The organism is Desulfosporosinus acidiphilus SJ4 (assembly GCF_000255115.2).
Classification (GTDB): Bacteria; Bacillota; Desulfitobacteriia; order Desulfitobacteriales; family Desulfitobacteriaceae; genus Desulfosporosinus; species Desulfosporosinus acidiphilus.
On the sequence record NC_018068.1, the window covers coordinates 1,532,129 to 1,553,889 of the forward strand.

The 21,761-nt window shown below is 41.0% G+C and carries 18 protein-coding genes, 2 pseudogenes, 1 CRISPR repeat array and 1 riboswitch; of the genes and pseudogenes, 14 read left to right on the plus strand and 6 right to left on the minus strand.

Annotated features, from left to right (window positions below):
* Positions 1-18 precede the first annotated feature (18 nt).
* The 6 genes and pseudogenes from cas5c to cas2 all read left to right on the plus strand — a co-directional run bounded on the left by cas5c (position 19) and on the right by cas2 (position 5,749).
* Positions 19-762, plus strand: coding sequence for a type I-C CRISPR-associated protein Cas5c (gene cas5c / locus DESACI_RS07040; RefSeq protein ID WP_014826496.1), 744 nt, complete (start codon positions 19-21; stop codon positions 760-762).
* On the plus strand, positions 759-2,858 hold the full coding sequence (gene cas8c, locus DESACI_RS07045) for a type I-C CRISPR-associated protein Cas8c/Csd1 (protein ID WP_014826497.1): 2,100 nt from the start codon (positions 759-761) through the stop codon (positions 2,856-2,858). Before cas5c ends, cas8c begins: the two co-directional genes overlap by 4 nt.
* A gap of 2 nt (positions 2,859-2,860) precedes the next feature.
* Entirely contained in the window at positions 2,861-3,715 is an 855-nt protein-coding gene (cas7c, locus tag DESACI_RS07050; protein WP_014826498.1) for a type I-C CRISPR-associated protein Cas7/Csd2, read from the plus strand.
* A gap of 32 nt (positions 3,716-3,747) precedes the next feature.
* A pseudogene (gene cas4 / locus DESACI_RS07055) lies at positions 3,748-4,420 on the plus strand (CRISPR-associated protein Cas4).
* Positions 4,417-5,448 (plus strand): type I-C CRISPR-associated endonuclease Cas1c, encoded by a 1,032-nt coding sequence (gene cas1c, locus DESACI_RS07060; protein WP_014826499.1) that lies wholly within the window; start codon positions 4,417-4,419, stop codon positions 5,446-5,448. Before cas4 ends, cas1c begins: the two are co-directional and overlap by 4 nt.
* Positions 5,449-5,458: 10 nt before the next feature.
* Entirely contained in the window at positions 5,459-5,749 is a 291-nt protein-coding gene (gene cas2, locus DESACI_RS07065) for a CRISPR-associated endonuclease Cas2 (RefSeq protein ID WP_041275997.1), read from the plus strand.
* A gap of 169 nt (positions 5,750-5,918) precedes the next feature.
* A CRISPR array of direct repeats spans positions 5,919-8,149; the repeat unit is 32 nt; unit sequence GTCGCTCCCTACGTGGGAGCGTGGATTGAAAT.
* A 683-nt stretch (positions 8,150-8,832) separates the two neighbouring features.
* Here cas2 and DESACI_RS07070 read toward each other — a convergent pair.
* Positions 8,833-9,492, minus strand: a pseudogene (locus DESACI_RS07070) (Nramp family divalent metal transporter); the annotation flags it as partial.
* A 182-nt stretch (positions 9,493-9,674) separates the two neighbouring features.
* Here DESACI_RS07070 and DESACI_RS07075 point away from each other — a divergent pair.
* The 4 genes from DESACI_RS07075 to DESACI_RS07100 all read left to right on the plus strand — a co-directional run bounded on the left by DESACI_RS07075 (position 9,675) and on the right by DESACI_RS07100 (position 14,540).
* Positions 9,675-10,097 carry a metal-dependent transcriptional regulator gene (locus DESACI_RS07075; protein ID WP_014826502.1) on the plus strand — a complete coding sequence of 141 codons (423 nt, stop codon included), beginning with the start codon at positions 9,675-9,677 and terminating at the stop codon, positions 10,095-10,097.
* A 353-nt stretch (positions 10,098-10,450) separates the two neighbouring features.
* A riboswitch (M-box (ykoK) riboswitch) is annotated at positions 10,451-10,625 on the plus strand.
* A 397-nt stretch (positions 10,626-11,022) separates the two neighbouring features.
* A complete protein-coding gene (locus tag DESACI_RS07085; RefSeq protein ID WP_083845558.1) occupies positions 11,023-12,246 on the plus strand; it encodes a magnesium transporter MgtE N-terminal domain-containing protein in 1,224 nt (407 codons plus the stop codon).
* A gap of 55 nt (positions 12,247-12,301) precedes the next feature.
* On the plus strand, positions 12,302-13,552 hold the full coding sequence (locus DESACI_RS07090; RefSeq protein ID WP_014826505.1) for an Nramp family divalent metal transporter: 1,251 nt from the start codon (positions 12,302-12,304) through the stop codon (positions 13,550-13,552).
* Positions 13,553-13,907: 355 nt separating this feature from the next.
* Complete coding sequence (locus DESACI_RS07100) at positions 13,908-14,540, plus strand: nitroreductase family protein (protein WP_014826506.1); 633 nt, start codon at positions 13,908-13,910, stop codon at positions 14,538-14,540.
* 366 nt (positions 14,541-14,906) lie between these two features.
* On the opposite strand, the gene DESACI_RS07105 is transcribed toward DESACI_RS07100, so the two are convergent.
* The 5 genes from DESACI_RS07105 to DESACI_RS07120 all read right to left on the minus strand — a co-directional run bounded on the left by DESACI_RS07105 (position 14,907) and on the right by DESACI_RS07120 (position 17,803).
* Positions 14,907-15,284, minus strand: coding sequence for an HsmA family protein (locus DESACI_RS07105; protein ID WP_014826507.1), 378 nt, complete (start codon positions 15,282-15,284; stop codon positions 14,907-14,909).
* Positions 15,285-15,393: 109 nt separating this feature from the next.
* Entirely contained in the window at positions 15,394-15,930 is a 537-nt protein-coding gene (locus tag DESACI_RS07110; RefSeq protein ID WP_014826508.1) for a TetR/AcrR family transcriptional regulator, read from the minus strand.
* A gap of 669 nt (positions 15,931-16,599) precedes the next feature.
* On the minus strand, positions 16,600-16,761 hold the full coding sequence (locus DESACI_RS24765; protein ID WP_014826509.1) for a hypothetical protein: 162 nt from the start codon (positions 16,759-16,761) through the stop codon (positions 16,600-16,602).
* Between the two features lie 359 nt (positions 16,762-17,120).
* Positions 17,121-17,459 carry a LysM peptidoglycan-binding domain-containing protein gene (locus DESACI_RS07115; protein WP_014826510.1) on the minus strand — a complete coding sequence of 113 codons (339 nt, stop codon included), beginning with the start codon at positions 17,457-17,459 and terminating at the stop codon, positions 17,121-17,123.
* 191 nt (positions 17,460-17,650) lie between these two features.
* The gene (locus DESACI_RS07120) at positions 17,651-17,803 is read right to left on the minus strand and encodes a LysM peptidoglycan-binding domain-containing protein (protein ID WP_014826511.1); all 153 of its coding nucleotides are present in this window, start codon (positions 17,801-17,803) and stop codon (positions 17,651-17,653) included.
* 413 nt (positions 17,804-18,216) lie between these two features.
* On the opposite strand from DESACI_RS07120, the gene DESACI_RS07125 reads away from it, so the two are divergent.
* The 4 genes from DESACI_RS07125 to DESACI_RS07150 all read left to right on the plus strand — a co-directional run bounded on the left by DESACI_RS07125 (position 18,217) and on the right by DESACI_RS07150 (position 21,738).
* On the plus strand, positions 18,217-18,753 hold the full coding sequence (locus tag DESACI_RS07125) for a DUF4256 domain-containing protein (protein ID WP_014826512.1): 537 nt from the start codon (positions 18,217-18,219) through the stop codon (positions 18,751-18,753).
* A gap of 493 nt (positions 18,754-19,246) precedes the next feature.
* Positions 19,247-20,131 (plus strand): VOC family protein, encoded by an 885-nt coding sequence (locus tag DESACI_RS07135; RefSeq protein ID WP_014826514.1) that lies wholly within the window; start codon positions 19,247-19,249, stop codon positions 20,129-20,131.
* Positions 20,132-20,587: 456 nt separating this feature from the next.
* The gene (locus tag DESACI_RS07145) at positions 20,588-21,004 is read left to right on the plus strand and encodes a DUF2500 domain-containing protein (protein ID WP_014826516.1); all 417 of its coding nucleotides are present in this window, start codon (positions 20,588-20,590) and stop codon (positions 21,002-21,004) included.
* 29 nt (positions 21,005-21,033) lie between these two features.
* The gene (locus DESACI_RS07150; protein ID WP_014826517.1) at positions 21,034-21,738 is read left to right on the plus strand and encodes a DUF975 family protein; all 705 of its coding nucleotides are present in this window, start codon (positions 21,034-21,036) and stop codon (positions 21,736-21,738) included.
* Positions 21,739-21,761 lie beyond the last annotated feature (23 nt).

A 21,761-nucleotide genomic window follows, 5' to 3' on the forward strand; every position in this document is an offset into this window, starting at 1 on the left:
TCAAGGGAGGTGATGGTAATGGAAGTCAAGAGAAATACCGTTGAATTCATGGTAAGCGGTGACAGAGCCCTGTTTTCCGATCCGGTCACGCGTGTGGGAGGGGAAAAAACAAGCTATTACGTGCCGACTTACGAGTCTCTGAAAGGCATACTGACCTCAGTCTACTGGAAGCCTACGATCATTTGGATTATAGATGCGGTTCGTGTCATGAACATGATTCAAACGCTGTCAGAGGGGATCCGTACAAAGAATTACAATGGCGGAAATGATTTGTCGATCTATACCTATCTTAAAGACGTCCGGTACCAAGTCCGTGCCCATTTCATATGGAACGAGAACCGTCCTGAACTGGCGGCAGACCGCAATGAGAACAAGCACCATAATATTGCCCGGCGCATGATTGAGAGGGGCGGACGGCGGGACATTTTTCTGGGAACAAGAGAATGCCAGGGGATGGTTGAACCTTGTGTGTTTGGAGAAGGTTCCGGGACATATGACCCTGTGGATGAGCTTAATTTTGGCTATATGTTCCACGGTTTTACCTATGCGGATGAAGCGTTGAGAGATGCCGAAAAGGGGCATATGAGCGTGCGCTTCCATCATGTTGTTATGAAAAAAGGCGTAATTGAATTTCCAAACCCGGAAGAGATTCCGGACAAGGACCGACGTATCCTTCATAAAATGCCGGTCAAACCTTTCGGAGAAGCAATAGGTAATTTTTCGAGACTGGGTGAATTTGCTGCTGAGGAGGTAAATCAATGAACTGGGTATCGTCGCTTTGCGCCCTGTATGATGCCAACGCGTATCGTGCCGGGGAAGTAGAAAGGTGGAAGGGAAAAGATTTAGTACTGCTCCCCATAGGATACGATACTATGGAGGCACAAGTTGAAATCCATATTGATCAAAACGGCAACTTCATCAGAGCACGAACGCTGGAAAAAGATGAGGCGGAAACCCTTGTCCCGTATCCTGATAGCAGAGCCAGCGGAATCAAGGCATTGCCTCTTTTTGACGGTCTGTCTTATATTGCCGGTGATTTGCTGGAAACGGTAACCTTTTATTTTTCCGGCGCAAAAAATGAAAAAGACAAAAAGAAAAAAAAGGCAAGGCTGAGAGAATCCTTTCCACTTTACATTGCGGGCCTCAAAGCATGGTGTGAATCCCCCTTTTCCCATCCGAAGGTGGCGGCAATCTATCACTATGTTGGGAAGCAAACGGTTGCAAAGAATTTAATCGACAGTCAGGTGCTAGTGGCTGATGAAAATAGCATCGTTTCTGACAAGATTAAAATTCAAAATGCGTCGGTTGAAAAGGCTTTTGTGCGTTTTCGGGTCTTTACGAACGACAATAATTCGCCGGATAGTATTCTTAGCGATCCAGACAATGCACACGACAGTGCCGTATGGTTAGACAAAACTGTGCAGCGTAGTTTTATAGCCTATTATTCATCCACTCTTCATAAAAAGGACCTTTGCTATATGACTGGGGAACATATGCCCATTGCCAAAACAAATCCGGTCAAAATACGGGGCAAATGGGATACCAAGGCCAAATTGATTTCTGCTAACGATGAAAGCAATTTTTCGTACCGGGGACGTTTTAATACGAAGGAAAAAAAAACCGGCTACAACGAAGCTCTTTCCATAGGTTACAACACATCCCAGAAAGCGCATAATGCACTAAAATGGATTATCCGCCGGCAAGGATTCAGTAGAGACGGTGTCTGTTTGGTGGCCTGGGAAAACGCATTGAGGGATTTGCCCAACTTCCATGACAGTGCGGCCAGTATTCTAGCCAAAGTATCCGACGATGGGGAAGCCGATGAGGCGGAATTCGAGGAAGAGGCACTGTTTGAGGAGGATGAAGCCGACGTTCCGGTGACGAATTATGTCAGCGCGGCGAAGTTTAATGCGGCTCTGGATGGATATGCTTCAAAATTGAGTGATATATCAAATATGGTGGTTCTCGCCCTTGACAGCGCGACTCCCGGGAGATTGGCCATAACTTATTATAAAGAACTGAAGTCTTCCCGTTATCTTAAGAACCTCCGCACATGGCATGAAAGCTGCTGCTGGAAACACGAATATATCCGGGACAAGGAATTGAAGGTCTACGAAGGAATGGCTTCTATTCCGGAGATTGCATTGGCGATCTATGGTACGGAACAGGGGGAGGATAAAAGCAATCCGAAAATTAAACTGTCAAAAAACAGCGATAATAAATCTCCCATGCTGGTATCTGCTTTTGAACGATTGCGCCCATGTATTATTGAGGGGGCGGCAATTCCACGGGATATGGTGCGTGCTGCAGTTCTGAAGGCCTCCAATCCTTTGGCTTACGAAGCTAAGTTTAATTATCGTAAAGTCCTTCATATCGCCTGTTCAATGGTAAAACGACTCTATTGGGAGAAGAAGCAAAGAAATGAACGAGAAGGAGTGATTTTTAAAATGGAGCTCGATAGAAGTAACCGGGATAGGAGTTATCTTTACGGACGCCTGCTGGCTGTAGCGGAACGAGTGGAGAGAGTCACCTATGAAAAAGGGGAAACACGCATTACAAATGCGGAACGGTATATGCAGGCCTTTTCCCATGCTCCTTTCCGCACATGGACAATGATTTGGAGTAATTTGCAGCCGTATATGAGGCAGCTGAAACCTTCCGGAAGAGAATTCTACAAGAACTTAGTCGGTGAGATCACAGAGCAATTTAAATATGAGGAACGTATTTCCGGCGATCCTCTCGATGGGAAATATTTGATTGGATATGATTGCCAAAGGTCAGAACTGAAGCGTAAGCCGAATGGGCAGTCTTCCTCGGAGGAAGAAAACAAAAAAGAAAATAATGAAGGAGAGGAATGAAAATGAGCATTCTGCAAAATAAGATTGATTATACAGCCATTCTCTCGGTCACGCGGGCAAATATCAATGGAGATCCCCTCAATGGAAACCGCCCCCGGGGAGATTATGAGGGATATGGGATCTTTTCGGACGTGGCCATCAAGCGCAAACTTCGTAATCGGCTTCAGGATTTGGGCGAATGCATTTTCGTCCAGTCGGACGACCGTTCGGATGACGGACATAAGAGCTTGAAAGATCGAGCAGATGGTTATGCGGAATTTAAAGCTGAAATGAGCAAAGGCAAAAAAGCAGATAAAGATAAATGCATGCAAATTGCTTGCCGTAAATGGTTTGATGTACGAGCATTCGGCCAGGTGTTTGCTTTTAAAGGGGATGAAGTATCCATTGGCGTGCGCGGCCCGGTATCGATTCAGCAGGCTATTAGTGTTTCACCCATAGACATTGTCGACATGCAAATTACCAAAAGTGTCAACAGTGAGGCAGGAAAGAGCGGTAAATCTTCGGACACGATGGGGATGAAGCATTATGTTAATTTTGGGTTGTATGTGATCCGCGGCAGTATTAATTGTCAATTGGCTGAGAAGACCGGCTTCACTGACGAGGATGCGAAAAAGCTTAAAGAGGCTTTGTGCACGTTGTTTGAGAATGATGCCTCCTCGGCGCGGCCGGACGGCTCCTGCGAAGTATGCAGGGTTTACTGGTGGGAACATGCTGAAAAGACACCGAAAGAAACATCGGCGATGATCCAGCGCGCTTTGCATATTACCCCCAAAAAAGATGTTCCAGATTCCTTTGGCGCTTATGATATTGTTCTGGACAGAACGGAATGCGTTCCTGAAATCATCAATTTGGTTTGAATGAACTGAAGAATTGTGATGAGGTATTAACAATGGAATATCAAGAGGAAGACTTTTTGCTGTTGTCCGGGATACAGCATTTCGTCTTTTGTAGGCGCCAGTGGGCCTTAATCCATATCGAACAGCAGTGGCAGGAAAATTTGCGCACCGTTGAGGGCGGTATCCTGCACGAGAAAACCCACGATTATACCATTAAGGAAAAACGAGGAGATTTGATCATATCCCGAAGCATGGGAATCTATTCCCGTACTTTAGGGATTACAGGGGCTTGTGATGTGGTGGAATTTCACAAGTCCCGGGACGGAGTTGCCCTCTATGGCCGGGAGGGAAACTATAAGCCGGTTCCAGTGGAGTATAAACGGGGCAAGCCCAAGCAGGGCAATGCAGATGTGCTGCAATTATGTGCTCAGGCCATGTGTTTGGAAGAAATGCTATTGTGTAGAATTCCCCGAAGGGTTTCTGTTTTATGGAGAACCTAAACGCAGGCTTAAAGTGATGCTTGACGAGGAGATCCGTGAACAGGTAAAGGGGATTTGTAAAGAGATGCATGAGCTGTACGACAGAAGGTATACGCCTAAAGTAAAGCCGACCAAAGGCTGCAAAGCCTGTTCCCTTAGTGAACTTTGCCTGCCCAAGCTGTGTAAAAATCCATCGGCTCTGGCCTATATGAAGAAAAATGTTGCGGAAATTGAGGTTGATGAATGAGAAAATTATTGAATACCCTCTATGTGACCTCGCCTAATACTTATTTATCCCTTGATGGAGAAAATATTGTGATTTTAAAGGATGAGGCAGAGGCTCTGAGAGTTCCCCTGCATAATCTGGAGGGCATTATTGCCTTTGGCTATACCGGCGCCAGTCCTGCTCTGATGGGTGCCTGCGCCAAGCGTAATATAGCCTTGAGTTTTATGAAGCCCAGCGGAAAATTCCTGGGCAGGGTTGTCGGCGAAGTTAAAGGCAATGTTACGTTGCGAAAGACTCAATATAGGTTATCAGAGGATGAAGCAGAGAGCCATAAAATTGCTCAATCCTTTATCTTGGGAAAAATATATAACGCCCGCTGGGTGGTGGAGCGGGCAACCAGGGATCATGGGGCTAGGCTGGATGTGGATAAATTGAAAGGAGTCTGCCAAACCCTGGCTAACGCTTTGAAGCTGGTTGAAAAAAGTCAGGATTTAGAGCAGCTGCGAGGATTTGAAGGGGAAGCCGCGGCCCAGTACTTTCGAGTATTGGACGATTTGATTCTTCAGCAAAAGGATGATTTTTATTTTAATTCCCGGAATAAACGCCCTCCCCTTGACAATGTTAATGCCATACTGTCCTTTGTCTATACCCTTTTGGCCCATGAGGCAGCTGTGGCGTTGGAAACCGTTGGGCTTGATCCCTATGTGGGATTTCTGCACCGGGATAGGCCGGGAAGAATTTCCCTGGCCTTGGATCTGATGGAAGAGCTGCGGGCCGTGTATGCGGATCGGTTTGTTATTTCTTTAATCAATAAAAAGGTAGTCAATGGTGCCGGGTTTACCCGAATGGAAAATGGTGCGATCATTATGGATGATGATACTAGAAAAGCTGTTCTTAAGGCTTGGCAAAGTAGGAAACAGGAGGAGATTAGGCATCCCTTTCTGCAGGAAAAAATGGAATGGGGATTGGTGCCTTATGCCCAGGCTATGCTGCTGGCCAGGTTTATCCGGGGGGATTTGGACGGGTACCCGGCGTTTATGTGGAAGTAGGTGAGAGGATATTTTAGTGCTTATCACTTATGACGTAAATACTCAAACAGCGGCAGGGAGAAAGCGGCTGCGTCAAGTTGCCAAACAATGTGTAAATTACGGACAGCGTGTTCAGAATTCGGTCTTTGAATGCGTGTTGGATATGGCTAAGTTCCGCGAGGTTCAGCATAAGCTGGAGAAGATTATTGATACAGAGAAGGATAGCTTGAGGTTCTATTTGTTGGGGAATAATTACAAGAATAAAGTTGAGCATATAGGCGTAAAGGCTTCCTTTGATGTTGAGGATACCCTGATCATTTAGTGCGAATGTGAAGCGAACATAAAATCCTTGGGGGATTCGCACCTCGAGATAAGAGGGAATTTGTTGAAATATGTAGGGAATGTCGTGAAAACAATTATGTATATTAAAAAAATGGAAGAAGATGAATGAAATCTATCTATATAGAAGATAGTTTTTATTAGTTTTTGCTGTCGCTCCCTACGTGGGAGCGTGGATTGAAATTTTCCAAGCCAGATCCATGTGCCATGCTTTAAGGCGTCGCTCCCTACGTGGGAGCGTGGATTGAAATTAATAATGTACAGAAGTTTTCGGCTGAGATTTTAGTCGCTCCCTACGTGGGAGCGTGGATTGAAATTATTCCAAGAATCAAAAATGAATTTACCACCACACGTCGCTCCCTACGTGGGAGCGTGGATTGAAATAAATGATCAATACACTATAACAGCAGACACCGACACAGTCGCTCCCTACGTGGGAGCGTGGATTGAAATTATAGCACAGGCCAGAGGATTCTCAAGAGGTTTTGTCGCTCCCTACGTGGGAGCGTGGATTGAAATAATAACGCCTTGTTCATTCCGATACTCATCAAACCAGTCGCTCCCTACGTGGGAGCGTGGATTGAAATAGATTTTAGATCGAACTCAATGTCATTGATGGACTGTCGCTCCCTACGTGGGAGCGTGGATTGAAATATCTTACACCATTTATCTCTTCTTCGGCAAGAGGGTCGCTCCCTACGTGGGAGCGTGGATTGAAATGTGTTTCCAGATTACTTTTATTGCATCTTCGAATGCGTCGCTCCCTACGTGGGAGCGTGGATTGAAATATAAGCATGAGAACACCAACATTCGAGTTGATTAAGTCGCTCCCTACGTGGGAGCGTGGATTGAAATATAAGCATGAGAACACCAACATTCGAGTTGATTAAGTCGCTCCCTACGTGGGAGCGTGGATTGAAATTTTTTGATTCTAGACCAAATGAGCTCAAGGCTATGTCGCTCCCTACGTGGGAGCGTGGATTGAAATTGGCTGCTGAAGGCCGTAGTTAGAAGTCGTTTTGTCGCTCCCTACGTGGGAGCGTGGATTGAAATCTAATTGGTGCGTCTGTACGAGTAATCACAGCGGCAGTCGCTCCCTACGTGGGAGCGTGGATTGAAATTCTCAGAACACTCTCCATGCGCTCTGATTGCTTGTTGTCGCTCCCTACGTGGGAGCGTGGATTGAAATATCTTTTGCCGCCAATACGACCTATTTCCTAACTGTCGCTCCCTACGTGGGAGCGTGGATTGAAATTCAAGGAAAACGAACGACGGCAACAACTCCTGGGTCGCTCCCTACGTGGGAGCGTGGATTGAAATATCACGCACAATCTACACGGAACCGTCCCAGGACAGTCGCTCCCTACGTGGGAGCGTGGATTGAAATTCAAGGAAAACGAACGACGGCAACAACTCCTGGGTCGCTCCCTACGTGGGAGCGTGGATTGAAATCTCACGCAGGGCAAGGTCTAAGTCGTGGGCAAAGTCGCTCCCTACGTGGGAGCGTGGATTGAAATCCATTACCCCGCCTGGAGGTATCGGCACACCGGTAGTCGCTCCCTACGTGGGAGCGTGGATTGAAATATACTGCAAGCAACTTGCTCGATGCTCTATCTTGTCGCTCCCTACGTGGGAGCGTGGATTGAAATATACTGCAAGCAACTTGCTCGATGCTCTATCTTGTCGCTCCCTACGTGGGAGCGTGGATTGAAATAAAGTAAAAATGAATCAAACGCCTCTCCTCCCTACGTCGCTCCCTACGTGGGAGCGTGGATTGAAATAGTTGATTGCCCAAATTATGAACCATTTGATAAACGTCGCTCCCTACGTGGGAGCGTGGATTGAAATATAATGTTGATCAAATTAGTGAATATCAATATCGTCGCTCCCTACGTGGGAGCGTGGATTGAAATGACATGGAATCCTTCATCAAATCGCTCCTGGCAACGTCGCTCCCTACGTGGGAGCGTGGATTGAAATTTATCCAAAACTTGCGGTGTTACAATCGCGCTGAGTCGCTCCCTACGTGGGAGCGTGGATTGAAATCTTTTCTTCCTCGATAAACCGTTTCATTTGCTGTGGTCGCTCCCTACGTGGGAGCGTGGATTGAAATAGAAACAATCTGGTCAAACGTTTTATACACCGACACGTCGCTCCCTACGTGGGAGCGTGGATTGAAATAAATTTGGAGAGGAGGCAGGACTTGAACCTGCCAAGTCGCTCCCTACGTGGGAGCGTGGATTGAAATTTTAATGTCAACAGCCCCTTCGGATTTGTCGTTCTGTCGCTCCCTACGTGGGAGCGTGGATTGAAATCAGTTACCAAACAGCAACCGGCCTTTTTCCACTGAAGTCGCTCCCTACGTGGGAGCGTGGATGAAATACACCGAAAGGCATAGTTGCATTTGGTTTCATCGTCACTCCTATGTGGGAGCGTGGATTGAAATCAACAAAGCTTATAACATTCTCGTAACATTGCTGTTGATCCCTACATGGGGGCTTTATATCCTTCCTTTATTTGGACAAATTTTGAATTTTCGAAATTAATAATACCTTATCTTGAGGCAGTGCTAAGTTTAAGAAAACAGACATTCAAAAGGTCGCTCATAGGGGCCACATCCCTCGACCCCAGGGGAAGCAGCTGACGTGGGGTTCCCTGTCCAAGCCTAACCCCCAGAGTGTCTCACTAATTGCCCCAAAAACACCTTAATGCAAGAATAATTAATATGAAGTGGAAAGAGATAACTTACATTTCTAAAATTGTGTCTTGACAAAGGGGTGCGGTATAAGCTACCTATCCGGATAGTTTTACATCAATTAATATGGAGATGCAACAAACAAGCGAGATAATCGAAAAGGATTAAAATATTAGTTGAGAGGTTCAAGTGCAGTTCTAAGAGTGACGGGCGAAATTCCCTCAGACTACTTACATAATAGGATAGGTATACCCTTGTGACTGTGACCAATTAAAAAAGTTAGGGCTAGGAAATCATGAAGAATATAGTAGTATCGTTAAGGAGTAGTGTATACAGGGATTATAATTCTATTTGTCGATGCCTCTTTTTGTATGAGGCATTACGGTTGCGCCGAGCATCCCGACGGCGACCAATATGCTGTCAGGTCCAAGGTTGGGGACTAATGTATGGAAACCGACGGCTGACCAATCGGGTTTCGCCAGAAATATTTCAATAAAGTAGGAGATTCCAATGATCGCCACAAGACCTATGATAATTCTCTCAACGACTTGTTGACCGTAACGTTGTAAATACACAATAATAAACGTTATGCCAACTGTGACCAAACCGGCAGTTACCAGGGGTATACCGAATAGAAGGTATAGACCAAGCGTTGAGCCGAGAAACTCAGCCATATAGGTGGCAATGGCTGCAAAGAGCATAATTGTCCAAAGCATCATGTTAATAGGTTTCGAAAATACCCGTCCGCAATGGGTCGCCAAATCAACTCCGGTCACAATACCGAGTTTAGCGGAAAGGGTTTGAAGGAATATGGCCATCAAGTTGCTCCATAGGACAACCCAAACCAGATTATAGTTAAAATTTGAACCGGCGCTAATGTTCGTGGCAAAATTACCGGGATCAATATAGGCAACGCTGACAATAAACGCCGGGCCCAAATACTTCAATAAACCTCTTGCCTTTGACAGCCAGGTATCTTTGGGTAAGGGCAAGGTTAGGGGGGATTGAGATAAATTAAAACCTTCACTCATTTTAAATTCCTCCTGTTAAACTTAATCTTAAAGATGGAATCATAAAGCGAATTGAAAGAATATAATGATATTGGATATCACTTGCGTTGGGTTAATTTTCAATAGTTTTATATTAAACGAAAGATTATTTAAGGCTGTATGGGCATAGTTAATGTAAGGTGAAGCAAAGGAAGTGGGGAAACATGCTTTCACCAAGTTTAGAGGACTACTTAGAGGAAATTTATCGCTTTTCATTAACACTTGATATTGTTCGGGTAACAGACATTAGTCATAGACTAAATGTCGCATTGCCATCCGTAACAAAGGCTCTCTATAAGTTAAGAGACCAACAATACATAAACTACGAACGATATGGTGAAATCAGACTCACCGATAAAGGTAGAGAAACGGGCAGCTATTTAGTTTTACGAAACCAATTGCTACAGGAGTTTCTTGGGTTAATATGTAGCAAGTGTAATTTTGTTGCTGAGGCGGAAGCTATGGAACACTACCTTTCGACTGCAACGATCGATGCTATTAAAACTCTGGTGGAATTTATGAAAAACAATCCATCTTGCCAACAAGCCTTTGAAGATTTCATGTTTGTTAAGGCTAACAAAGAATAACTATTTTTGTATTTAATCGGACACATCGACCTCCTTAGTATGTTTCTGTGGATAGGTTAGCTTTAGCTAACTTAGAGGGGGGATTCTGGAGTTATAATACGTACGAATATAGAAATTGTTACAATACCAAGGCATGAAAAACATTCCAATGAATGAATGATTTTTCTAGGTCGCGCTTAGAAAAACAGAGTGCTCTGATTTCATCCTATTGATCGGGATTTGATTATTAATATTTCTGTTCTGAAACTACACCGTAATTACTGGAACATTAGACATCGGATATAAATCATTAGACGCATTAAAAATAGTCTTGACAGGAAAAGATGTAAGTGATAAATTCATTACGACAATTGAGATTTCTTCGTTAGGTGAGGCTCCTATACGAACAAAGGCCACTGCCCGGAAATGTCGAGAGACACCAATGGGTAGAACAGGTATTACCGGATTAAGGTTTTACATAATGTGGCTGAATGAATTTTCTCATTCTACGTCGTGTAGTGCCAAAGCTCAGAACGAGTGAGGAAAGTGGGTTTATTTTTCTTGTGCGCGCTTTACAAAGCTTTCCGTTATTTTTGGAAAGCTTTGTTTTTTTGTATGGAGGTGGGACGATTGGGTGATGATGATCTTGATTCATGTAATTTTAATAGGCCTAAAGGTATATTAAAGGAAATAAAAGACATTATTAAATTAAACCAAGCAAGTTTCCGCTTACATCTTAACTTTCACATTCTTAATAGTAATCAAATACAATACTGTAATCTCCAAATGATATTGTATTCACTTATTACCAATTTTTAAAATGTATATCCCAGTCATTTTCCCATCAAAGAGGAGGTGGTTTTATGGACGCAGGCCCTGAACAAAGAATAGTAAAATTATTAGACCAAGATATGGTTCATAAAATCACTTTGTTATTGGAGGGATAATGATGGAGCTATTGACGGATCTTTTTGTTAGCGAACTAATAGGTAAATATATTATTGATCGTAGTGGTCTAAAGCTCGGTAAAGTTAGGGATGTCTGGGTCGATCCAGAGACTACGTTTCCGACTGTTCGGGGATTGATTATTAAGTATAATGGGGAGCTCAAAGTTGTTCCTTGGAAAGAGATCTATATGCTAAGTCGACAGGTTGTCGCACTCCGGGTAATCGCTTCAGAAGTTCGTTTTGAAAGAGTATCTGAAGGTCATTTATATATTAGTGGGATACTCGATCGGCAGATTGTTGATATCAATGGAGCCAAGCTAGTTCGTGTCAATGATATTAAATTAGCGGGTAACAGCAAAGGAGTACATATTGTATCTATTGATGTTAGCTTCGTTGGTTTAATTCGGAGGCTCCTCCCTAGAGGAATGTTTAGTATGCCAACAAGTGGAAAGAGGTTGCAGCCCCATTTTATAGGATGGGACATGGTGCAGTCGTTATCAACAGGGGGCGATAGCTTATCTTTACGTGCTTCAGGAGATAAGCTATCAAAAATACATCCAGCAGATCTGGCGGATATTCTGGAGAACATTAGTCATTATGAACGATTGGAATTGTTTGAACAGTTAAATCCTGAAATGGCGGCGGACACTTTAGCTGAGGTCGACCCAGATGTTCAAAAATCCATTCTAAGACAAATAAATAAAGAGCGAGCTGCAGACATACTTGAAGAAATGGAGCAAGATGAGGCAGCAGACCTCCTATCCGAAATGAATGAGGATGATTCGGACCAACTATTAAGTTTAATGGAAAATGAAGCAGCTTCAGACCTTCGTGAGTTGTTGGAATATGACGAAGGAACTGCAGGTAGTTTGATGACAACCGACTTTTTGGTGTTCTCTATAGAGCTTACGGCAGATGAAGTCATTAAGCAGTTAAGAGAACTTGCTCCTGAGGCAGATTATATTTACTATCTTTATGCAGTTGACTCCGAAGGGCGATTAAAGGGAGTCATATCGCTAAGAGAACTAATTATCTCTTCGCCTGAAACAAGAATTAGCGAATTAATGCATACCAAAGTGATTAGTGTACTGGCTGATGAGGATGAGAAAAAGATCCGCCGGTTATTTTCTAAATACAGTCTATTAGCACTTCCAGTGATTGATAAATCCGATAAAGTGATAGGACTTATTACTGTGGATGATGTACTACAACTGAAAAATTAGGCGTTCATAGAAATGTTAAGATCATTTATGAAAAATTATAAGGGAAGTGAAATATATGAAGCTTAGTAAACTTTCATGGCGTAATATTCTGTTGTTTTTGGCCATAGTTGGACCTGGGATTATCACGGCCAATGTGGATAACGATGCTGGTGGAATTACAACCTACGCGGTAGCAGGCGCTCAGTTTGGTTATAAGTTTCTTTGGATCTTTATTCCAATGACATTGGCCTTGATCGTAGTCCAAGAAATGAGCGCCCGTATGGGGGCGGTTACTGGCAAAGGTCTTGCGGATCTTATTCGTGAGAATTTTGGAGTACGGTTGACGATTTTCATTTTAATAGGGCTCCTTATAGCAGACGTAGGGAATACAGTATCGGAGTTTGCTGGGGTGGCTTCCAGTATGGAGGTCTTCGGGGTAAGTAAATATATCACCGTTCCGCTGGGGGCGCTCCTAGTATGGTTCTTGGTTGTTAAGGGGACATATCGGCGTGTAGAAAGAATTTTCCTGATTGCCAGTGCAATTTTTATAACTTATATTTTTGCTGGTTTTCTAGCCCACCCGAATTGGGGTGAGGTGGCAAAAGCTACATTTATTCCGAGCTTCAGTACAAATTCTGAATATCTTGCGATGTTTGTTGGTTTGGTCGGTACTACAATCGCTCCCTGGATGCAGTTCTATATTCAGTCTGCCATCGTTGAGAAAGGAGTGACAGCCAAAGAGTATAAGTTTTCACGCCTAGATGTTATTTTTGGTTGTTTCATTACGGATATCGTGGCTGTTTTTATCATCGTTACAACTGCGGCAACATTGCATACCGCAGGTGTCTCCATCAATGATGCTAAAGATGCTGCCATCGCCTTAAGGCCACTAGCTGGACAATACGCTTCAATACTATTTGCCTTCGGGCTTTTCAATGCGTCAATCTTCGCAGCCACAATTTTACCGCTAGCGACGGCTTACTATGTGTGCGAAGCACTGGGGTTTGAGGCAGGCGTTGATAAGTCTTTCAGCGAAGCACCACAGTTTTATACCTTATATACGATTATAATAATCTTAGGGGCTTTGATTATCCTTATTCCCAATGCACCACTAGTTCTAATTATGCTTTGGTCTCAGGTCATCAATGGTGTTCTTCTACCGTTTGTTCTCGTGTTTATGCTGGTTCTTATCAATAAAAAGAGAATCATGGGAGACTATACAAACTCCAAATTCTTTAATGGAGTTGCATGGAGCACAACTGCGGTCATGGTGACCCTGACACTTTTATTGGTAGTAACCTCACTTTGGCCAAACTTTTTGGGATAAACAAACACCTAATAAATTAAATAATATGCTTCAGTTTCATATGAGTTAGGCCGCCTGTTTGAAGTCAGGCGGTTATTACTTGTCTTAGAAAAATAATAAATCCTGTCGGACTCATTGATCTTTGAACCGAACCCTTCGTGGGCAATATCCTTAACTTGTTGAGAGATATATTTAAGGTGTTTGATTTTTCTGTTAATAACAAGAAAAAAGGTAAGGGCAAAGATTCCAATGCTGATAACAAATAATGTTACAAAGATGGCAATAATGAAGATAGGGCTCCTATGTTGTAAATCTAAAACATAATAAAGCCACGTCATGAATGGGACGTAATTAAGAATAGTGGGAGATGAACATTTTGGAATTGCAGGAGGCAATAGTAAAAAGACGAACAATTAGAGATTTTTCCGAACAAAAAATAAATCCAGATATTATTAATAAGGCTTTGCTCGCCGGTCTCAAAGCTCCAAGTTATAATCACTTAAAGCAATGGTATTTCATTTTAGTTTCAGACCGGGAGAAAAGAATTGCCCTAATCCACACAGAAAAAATGATCGAAAGTGTTACTGAAGAACTAGAAGAGTCTTTGAAAGACTTCGATAATCTTTCAAAACAAATGTATCTAGACGCAATACCGAAACAGAAAAGGATGATGTTAAGTGCGCCAGAGTTACTTGTAGTTGTTTACAAACCGAAAACACAGATAGCTGATAGCACGAGAATATATGATCTGAATTGTTTAGCATCTGTATGGTGTTGTATTGAAAACATCTTGTTAAGTCTTGCAGAGGATAGTGTCTTTGGGGTAACATTTATTCCTCAGAATACTAAAGCAGTTAAAGAAGTTCTTAATATTCCACCAGAGTTAGAAGTGGCTGCAATTATTCCATTTGGATATAAAGCTAACAACGCAACTCTTATTCCACAAAAAGAAGTGAGATTAGAAGATAGATTGTTTATGAACAGATGGACAAAAGAGAATCCGATCTGATATAAAACTTAAGTCAATTATTCCAATTCCCCCACACCACTACCCCTTGCCAAGTTCAAGAAGCCGCCTCGTGTAAAGCCTAGCCAGTAGTCGAGTGCTGAGTCTTTGTGTGACGTGATTGGTGGCCTCTCTACCCGGAGAGCCGTGGTATAGGAACGAAACCGGAGCGACTTCAAACTGCGCTTGCCATTTGATTTGTGGTATGAAACTGGGAGGGATTTGAGGAACCTTGTTGAATGTTATGATAGGCAGTGACTTATCTTAACAATTGGTATCGGCGTATATACAAATGAGATTAGGCTAGAAACTTCCCGCTCTTTTTTCTTGAACAACTGTATGCTTAGAGCCTAATTAAGGAAGGATAAATTATATCATTCGAAATACAAATCCTGAGATAAAGGGAATTAACCAAATGATCCAAACAAATATGCTAAACTTGTGAAATTTATTAATCATCAGATCATCTTTCTTAATCAAAACAAAAGTCGCCCAAAAAGCGTGAACAAGCATTAAAATGATGGCTAAAACGCCAGTAATACTATGAAAATATGAATTAGAAGTGATAATTTCAATGCTTCTGGCTATATTCTCCATAATCCAAGTGCCTGTTGTATCACAGACTAAACCAAAATAGAAGAATGTTAGGTGCCAAGCTTTAAGGTTCCCTTGTATCTTTTCGGACCAAACACCTACACTGTAAAAAATTAGGGCGAAATTAATAAAAATGATTGCATAGGTTAACATCTTATTTCCTCCTTTGAATTTTATAGATATTATTTTATAAATCTAACTTAAATGAACAATATTCATAAAGCAATTAAATGAACAACGTTCATTTAATGTTTAAAAAAATTTAGATCTTTAAACTGTCGTATAACTCATCATAGCTAATATATTTATTTGTATTTAGATAAATTAAATTCGACATAATGAGTTGAGCAAGTTTATAGGACGCAAGTGGAGATTGAATATGACCTTTTGTTTTTTCAAGATCGATTAATTCACTTAACTTACCGTAAAGAAGATGAAACTTATCATGTGACATATGATCATAACTATAGTTCTTATACATGGCCATTTCAATGAATATGGCAACATAACTACTTATAAAAATCTCAAGTGAAAGAAATACTTTCCTAATCTTCTCTTTAATAGGTTCATCAATAGGTTTTAATTTTTCTATTAAATCGGATAGCTGACTCCAGTCTTCCCTCACAATCTCAAGAATAAGTTCATCTTTGGTAGGGAAATAGTTATAAAAAGTCCCTAAAGCAATGTTACAATTTTTTGCAATTTCCCTAACATTCAACTCCTTATATCCTTTATTAGAGAGTAATTTTCTTCCTTCTAGAATAATAGTTTCATTTAAATTTTCTATGATTTTGGGCATATCTTCCTCCAAAAATTCATTGCATTTTTGTGAACTTTGTTCATATTATATCACGGCTATCATTTATGTCAAATTAATAATGCATAATGGGTAAACAATGTTAGTGTGTATGTTGCTGCATCCCTCAGACAAAACCTTTCAACCACCTCCAATACTCTAGTCATGCACTGAGGAGGAGAAAGAGCATTGCTGCTCTGAAAGAAGGATGAAGGTATGTCTAATCTAGCGGGCAACCTCCTAGATGAACTGAACCCCGTCAAGTAGACAGTCTAAAATTATTATTTAAATTGTCTACCTAAAGGGACTTAGAAGGGAGCATATCAGTTTCTACACGGCCCCTTGTTAGTCATATTATGGGCTCAATTCAAGCATATATTTATCTTTTTTGGTTGAGTACTCATCGAGCTTTTGAAATACTCAATGTTTTCAGGAAAATTCGTAACCAAAATAGGCCGCCTGTTTTCAAAGTGTCAGGCGGGTTTGCTTAAATAATTGTCTGGTGATAACCGGAATCGGTGTACTTGTTGAGCATCAGACTGAAGGAGAAATAACATGAAATACATTGTCACAAGATGGTCAAACGGTCCATCCACCACCACTGAATAAAAGGGAATCTGTCTCTTTGAGTATTTCCTTCAGTGGGACCATTTCTCATTCTTATCTAGTCATTTATATTTTATTTTCTTCCAAATCCTCCATTATTTTCACAATCGAATATAAAGCGACAAACTTGATATGATCTTCTTTCGTCGATCCATTAATCCCATTAACTTTTTCACACTCAAACTTTAATTTTTTAAGCAACACATTCCACATTTGTTCATAATTCATGTAACTCTCTCCATTCTATTCTTTAAGGCAGTTTGCATAGAATCAACAATATTTTATCCCAAATGGACATGCTATACAATTGTTTTGTTTGGGCTCGAGCCGAGCAGCAAGAAAGTTTTTCAGTCCGGTCCAGCATTACACTAAAAATAATAAATTTAAATATATTTTGAGATAAACTTTACTTGTTCATTATATGGAAATCGCCAGTCACTTGCTAACCTCCTAATAAAGCCAAGCAAGTGACGTCAATAACAACACAGTAACACCAATGTCCTGGCTAATAGCTAAGACATTGGTGTTACTAAAATAAATATAAGAAAGAAACCTAAAGATCATAAAATGAGATGCCTGTAAAAAGTTTAATAGTGGCTTGGCGGAATTTCTAGGTGTTCCCCGGGGTAAATAAGGTTTGGATTACCCAAACGGTTGTAGCCAGCAAGTTCGCGCCAATCAAGGCCGTGACTATTAGCAATAGAATAAACGGTTTCACCCCTGCGTACTATATGAATTCGAGCTACAGGAACGTATTCTACGTTACAGGGATCGCAAGGAGAAGGGACTGGTTTAGCAACAACTAGTGGACTATCAGCATACATACCAGCTGAATAAGCCGATGTTTGCATTCCAGCAGGAAAAGACTGTTGTTGCATTCCAGACATCATTAGTGAATCACCTGGGTAAGCTGTACCATAATACATATGAATTCCCCCTTGATTAAAAGGCGATTATTAGTTCGTTTTTAATAACATGTTATGGATATTGTGGAACATTGTGTATGTACGAGGTAAAAAGTTTTAACTCTTTGGCTAAGCCTTCGTTAGAAAAAAATGGTCGCTAGTGATTAGAGTTCACCGCGACCAAGGGTCATTGGAATACCAGGGACATTAGGTTACCAAGTTCTAATTCTTTCTCCGGGGTAAATAAGATTCGGATTGCGACGAAGCCAGGGATTTAAACGTAAAAGGTGATGGACACTTGTTCCACTACGCTTTGCAATTTTATGCAGACTTTCACCACGACGTACAACGTGACGGTTATGCATTGTATTTTCCTCCTTTACCATTCTAAACCATTTTATGTATAGACAAAGATGTAAAGTGCAAGTACAAATTACATCAATGTGTTTTCAAACCCGACAAATCAAGCCCCCAAGGCATGTTGAGAGCATCGTTCGCCTCGAAGGAAAACGCAACACAAAATATGGCGAAAAACCAGTGGTGTAGCCACTATATATAGGGTTTTGATCAAAAAATCATGTGCTTCTCTGTACTGCAAGAGTAGTGCGGAGAAACATTTTTTTACAGTTCTTGCATCAGAATTATGAAACTCCGTTACTTTGAACCTTAGGACTATGTCAGAAAATGCGAATTGAATTTAGAAATTATTTGGATAATAGATTTAGAAGAACAATGGTTTTATCAAAGCACTTAGAGAACTTATAAGGGGGAACTAACTATGGAAAACATAGAACTATTTGGAGCATTGCAAGCCCGTTTTGAGAAAAACATGAACCGCCATAAAGGTCTTGAATGGACTAAAATTCAAGCAAAGTTGGAAGCTAATCCAGAAAAACTGTGGGCACTGAATGAAATGGAAAGAACCGGTGGTGAACCGGATGCTGTTGGTTTTGATGAAACGACGGACGAATACATTTTTTATGATTGTTCAGAGGAAAGTCCTAAAGGCCGCAGAAGTATTTGTTATGACCGTGAAGCGCTGGAGTCAAGGAAAGAACATAAACCAGAAAATAACGCTCTTGATATGGCTGCTGCCATGGGCATTGAACTTTTAACAGAAGAACAATACCGAGAGCTACAGAAACTTGGGAAATTTGATACTAAATCATCGAGCTGGGTAAAGACACCTGCTAATATTAGAAAACTCGGCGGAGCCATCTTTTGTGATCGTCGTTATGACACTGTGTTTGTGTACCATAATGGAGCAGAATGCTACTATGCTGGCAGGGGTTTTCGTGGCTCGCTAAGGATGTAACCTAGAAGAATTGCTTCTACAAAGCGTCAAAATAATCATTACACAAAAATAGAAGATTAAATACTCGATATATCGGGATATGTGAGTTGCCCAATATTTTGAACTGAGGCTACTATTCTTCAAATGTATTCATTTATCAAAAAGGAGGTTTGATGTTAATGAGTATTTTTACAGAGCTAATAATCAGAGGGGTCCTCGTTATTGCGTTAAATGATAGTATTATACTTTACGTGGTTAAAAAGCGTTCTACTCCAATAACTATTCCTTTAATTTTAGAAATAATTATAGTAACTGGTGTCGCATTAGTAATTAACATTTGGTATTGTCTTAAGAAGAATGGAATAATTTAAAATAAAACATTAGAAATCATGACAAGACGCATTCTTCTGATAAACGTAACAAGTTGAGTTCCACTTGCCTCATTTGTTACCAGTAGTCCCCATGTAATGAACTGCATAAAATCCAATTAAGTAGTGTTAAGGAGGAGCTTGTTATGCAAAGAATTGTTCCGCATTTATGGTACGACACGGAGGCCAAAGAAGCGGTCCTGTTTTATACCAGTTTATTTGACCAATCGAAACTATTGGATGTAACAGTTATAGAAAACACCCCATCAGGTGACGCGGAAAGTGTCAGTTTTGAGTTAGCCGGACAGCAATTTAAGGCGATTAGTGCCGGCCCTTTCTTCAAATTCAATCCATCCATTTCCTTGATGGTCGCTTGCTACTCAATAGAAGAGGTGAATACCAAGTGGAGAGCATTATCTGAAGGGGGAACGGAATTAATGCCATTAGGTGAATACCCCTTTAGTAAGCGGTACAGTTGGGTCCAGGACCGGTACGGCTTATCCTGGCAGTTAATGCTTACCGATCATGGACAAAGCGTTCAAAAGATTACACCCAACTTGCTTTTCTCAGATGAATCATGCGGTAAAGCCGAAGAAGCTGTAAGGTACTACACTGAGCTCTTTGAAAAATCAGAAATAGGGACAATCAGCAGATACAAAGAAGGAGAGGCAGAGTCACCGAATGCAAAAATAAACTATGCTGCATTCATATTGAACGGTATCGCTTTTTCTGCAATGGATAATGGCTTTGATGTGGATTTTGGCTTTAATGAAGCATTTTCACTCATGATAAACTGTAAGGACCAGAAGGAGATTGATTACTTCTGGGACAAGCTCTCTGATGTACCTGAGGCTGAGCAATGCGGTTGGGTCAAGGACAAGTTTGGAGTATCGTGGCAAATTGTACCCGCAATAATGGATGAGATGATGAAATTCGGTGACAGAGAACAATTACGGCGAGTGACAGAGGCGTTCCTGAAAATGAAGAAATTTGATTTGGAAGCTTTGCAAAAAGCTTATGATGGAATTTGAGGTGTAACACGAAGACAACAGTTAGAATACAGGTTGACGTGTATAATCAATGTGTTTGAGGAGAAGTCTAGTGCTTCATACGTAGAATTATTGAATGAAATTGAATATGGCTTTAATTAACATTATTGCTTGAGGTGGGACATATTTGTTACATATACATATTAAGATTAAAATGTCACTACGTTAGCAATAGAATCGGGAAAATGTGTTGAGGTTTCCCTCATAATGTATATTGCGATTATTAAAGGCTGGCTCACAGGAACAAAACCAAGTTGCGATTGTTCGGTTGGAAGCCGTTGTTATGGTCCTTTTTACAATAAAAGCCTAAAGGGGGTGTTTGAACATGAAGACATGTCGTCAATGCGGATTAATTATTTTTATAAAATATGCAAAAGGATATCTGCCCTTAATATGGAATTAACTAAATAAATTGAACATAGTAAAGGAGGAGTTCGTATGTTTACAAATAATGGTCCACCAGGGATAATGTTTTCAGTAGTACCAATATTTTTCTTTGTGATTTTTTTCTTAGTGTTCGGCATTGTTATTGTTGGCATAGTAAAAAGCATTGGTCAATGGAAACATAATAATTCACAACCAGTATTGAATGTTGCTGCAAAGGTTATATCAAAGAGAACTTATTCAACTAGCAGTATTCATAATGACGTCGGGGAAAATGGAATTCAGCATGTTGAATCAAGTACCTCATATTATGTTACATTTGAGGTTGAAAGCGGAGATCGAATGGAATTTTTGGTAAATGGTCGTGAATACGGACAGCTAGCAGAAAATGACATTGGAAAACTTACCTTTCAAGGTACCAGGTATTTAGGTTTTACTAGGAATGTTTCTCCTGCAAAGGATTTTCTGTAATACAAAGAAAGATGATAGGAGTATAACATATGCCTCAGGAAAGCAAGGATCTAAAATGTAAAGCGAAGGAGCAATTAAAAGGTTATTGGCTGCAGGCAATCATTGTATGTTTCTTTACCTGGCTACTTACGATTGCCTTTAGAGAGAATGGACCAGTTTATGCTGTTAGAAATATTTTTCTGTATGGAAGAGCACTAAATGTGCCTCCTGTGAACCCATTTAGTAGTATTAGTAGTTTTATTAAGTATATTTTAATCGGAGAGATTGGCTGGGGCGATTTAATTAGTTTTATTTTGATGGGTCCATTAACACTTGGAGCGTCAGGATTCTTTCTTAAATTGATTAGGAATGAAGACCCCGGCATTAAAGACCTAGGTGACGGATTCAAATCTTTTCTAAAATCCTTTATCTTAAATCTCCTGATTACAATTTTCACAACCTTATGGAGTTTGCTTCTAATTATCCCGGGAATTATAGCTGGTTTTAGATATTCAATGGCTTACTATATTATGATGGATAACCCACATTTAAGTGCATTAGAAGCATTGAAACAAAGCAAAGCTATGATGGTTGGGTATAAATTTGATTTATTTATCCTCGAGCTTAGCTTTTTAGGTTGGCTTCTATTAGTTGCAGTAACTTTTGGTTTAGCATTACTATGGGTCAATCCCTATTATGAGGCCGCAAAAGTTAATTTTTACCAGGAATTAAAGGCAAATTCAACTATTGTTTAGCTTTATTTCGTTAACTTAAATTT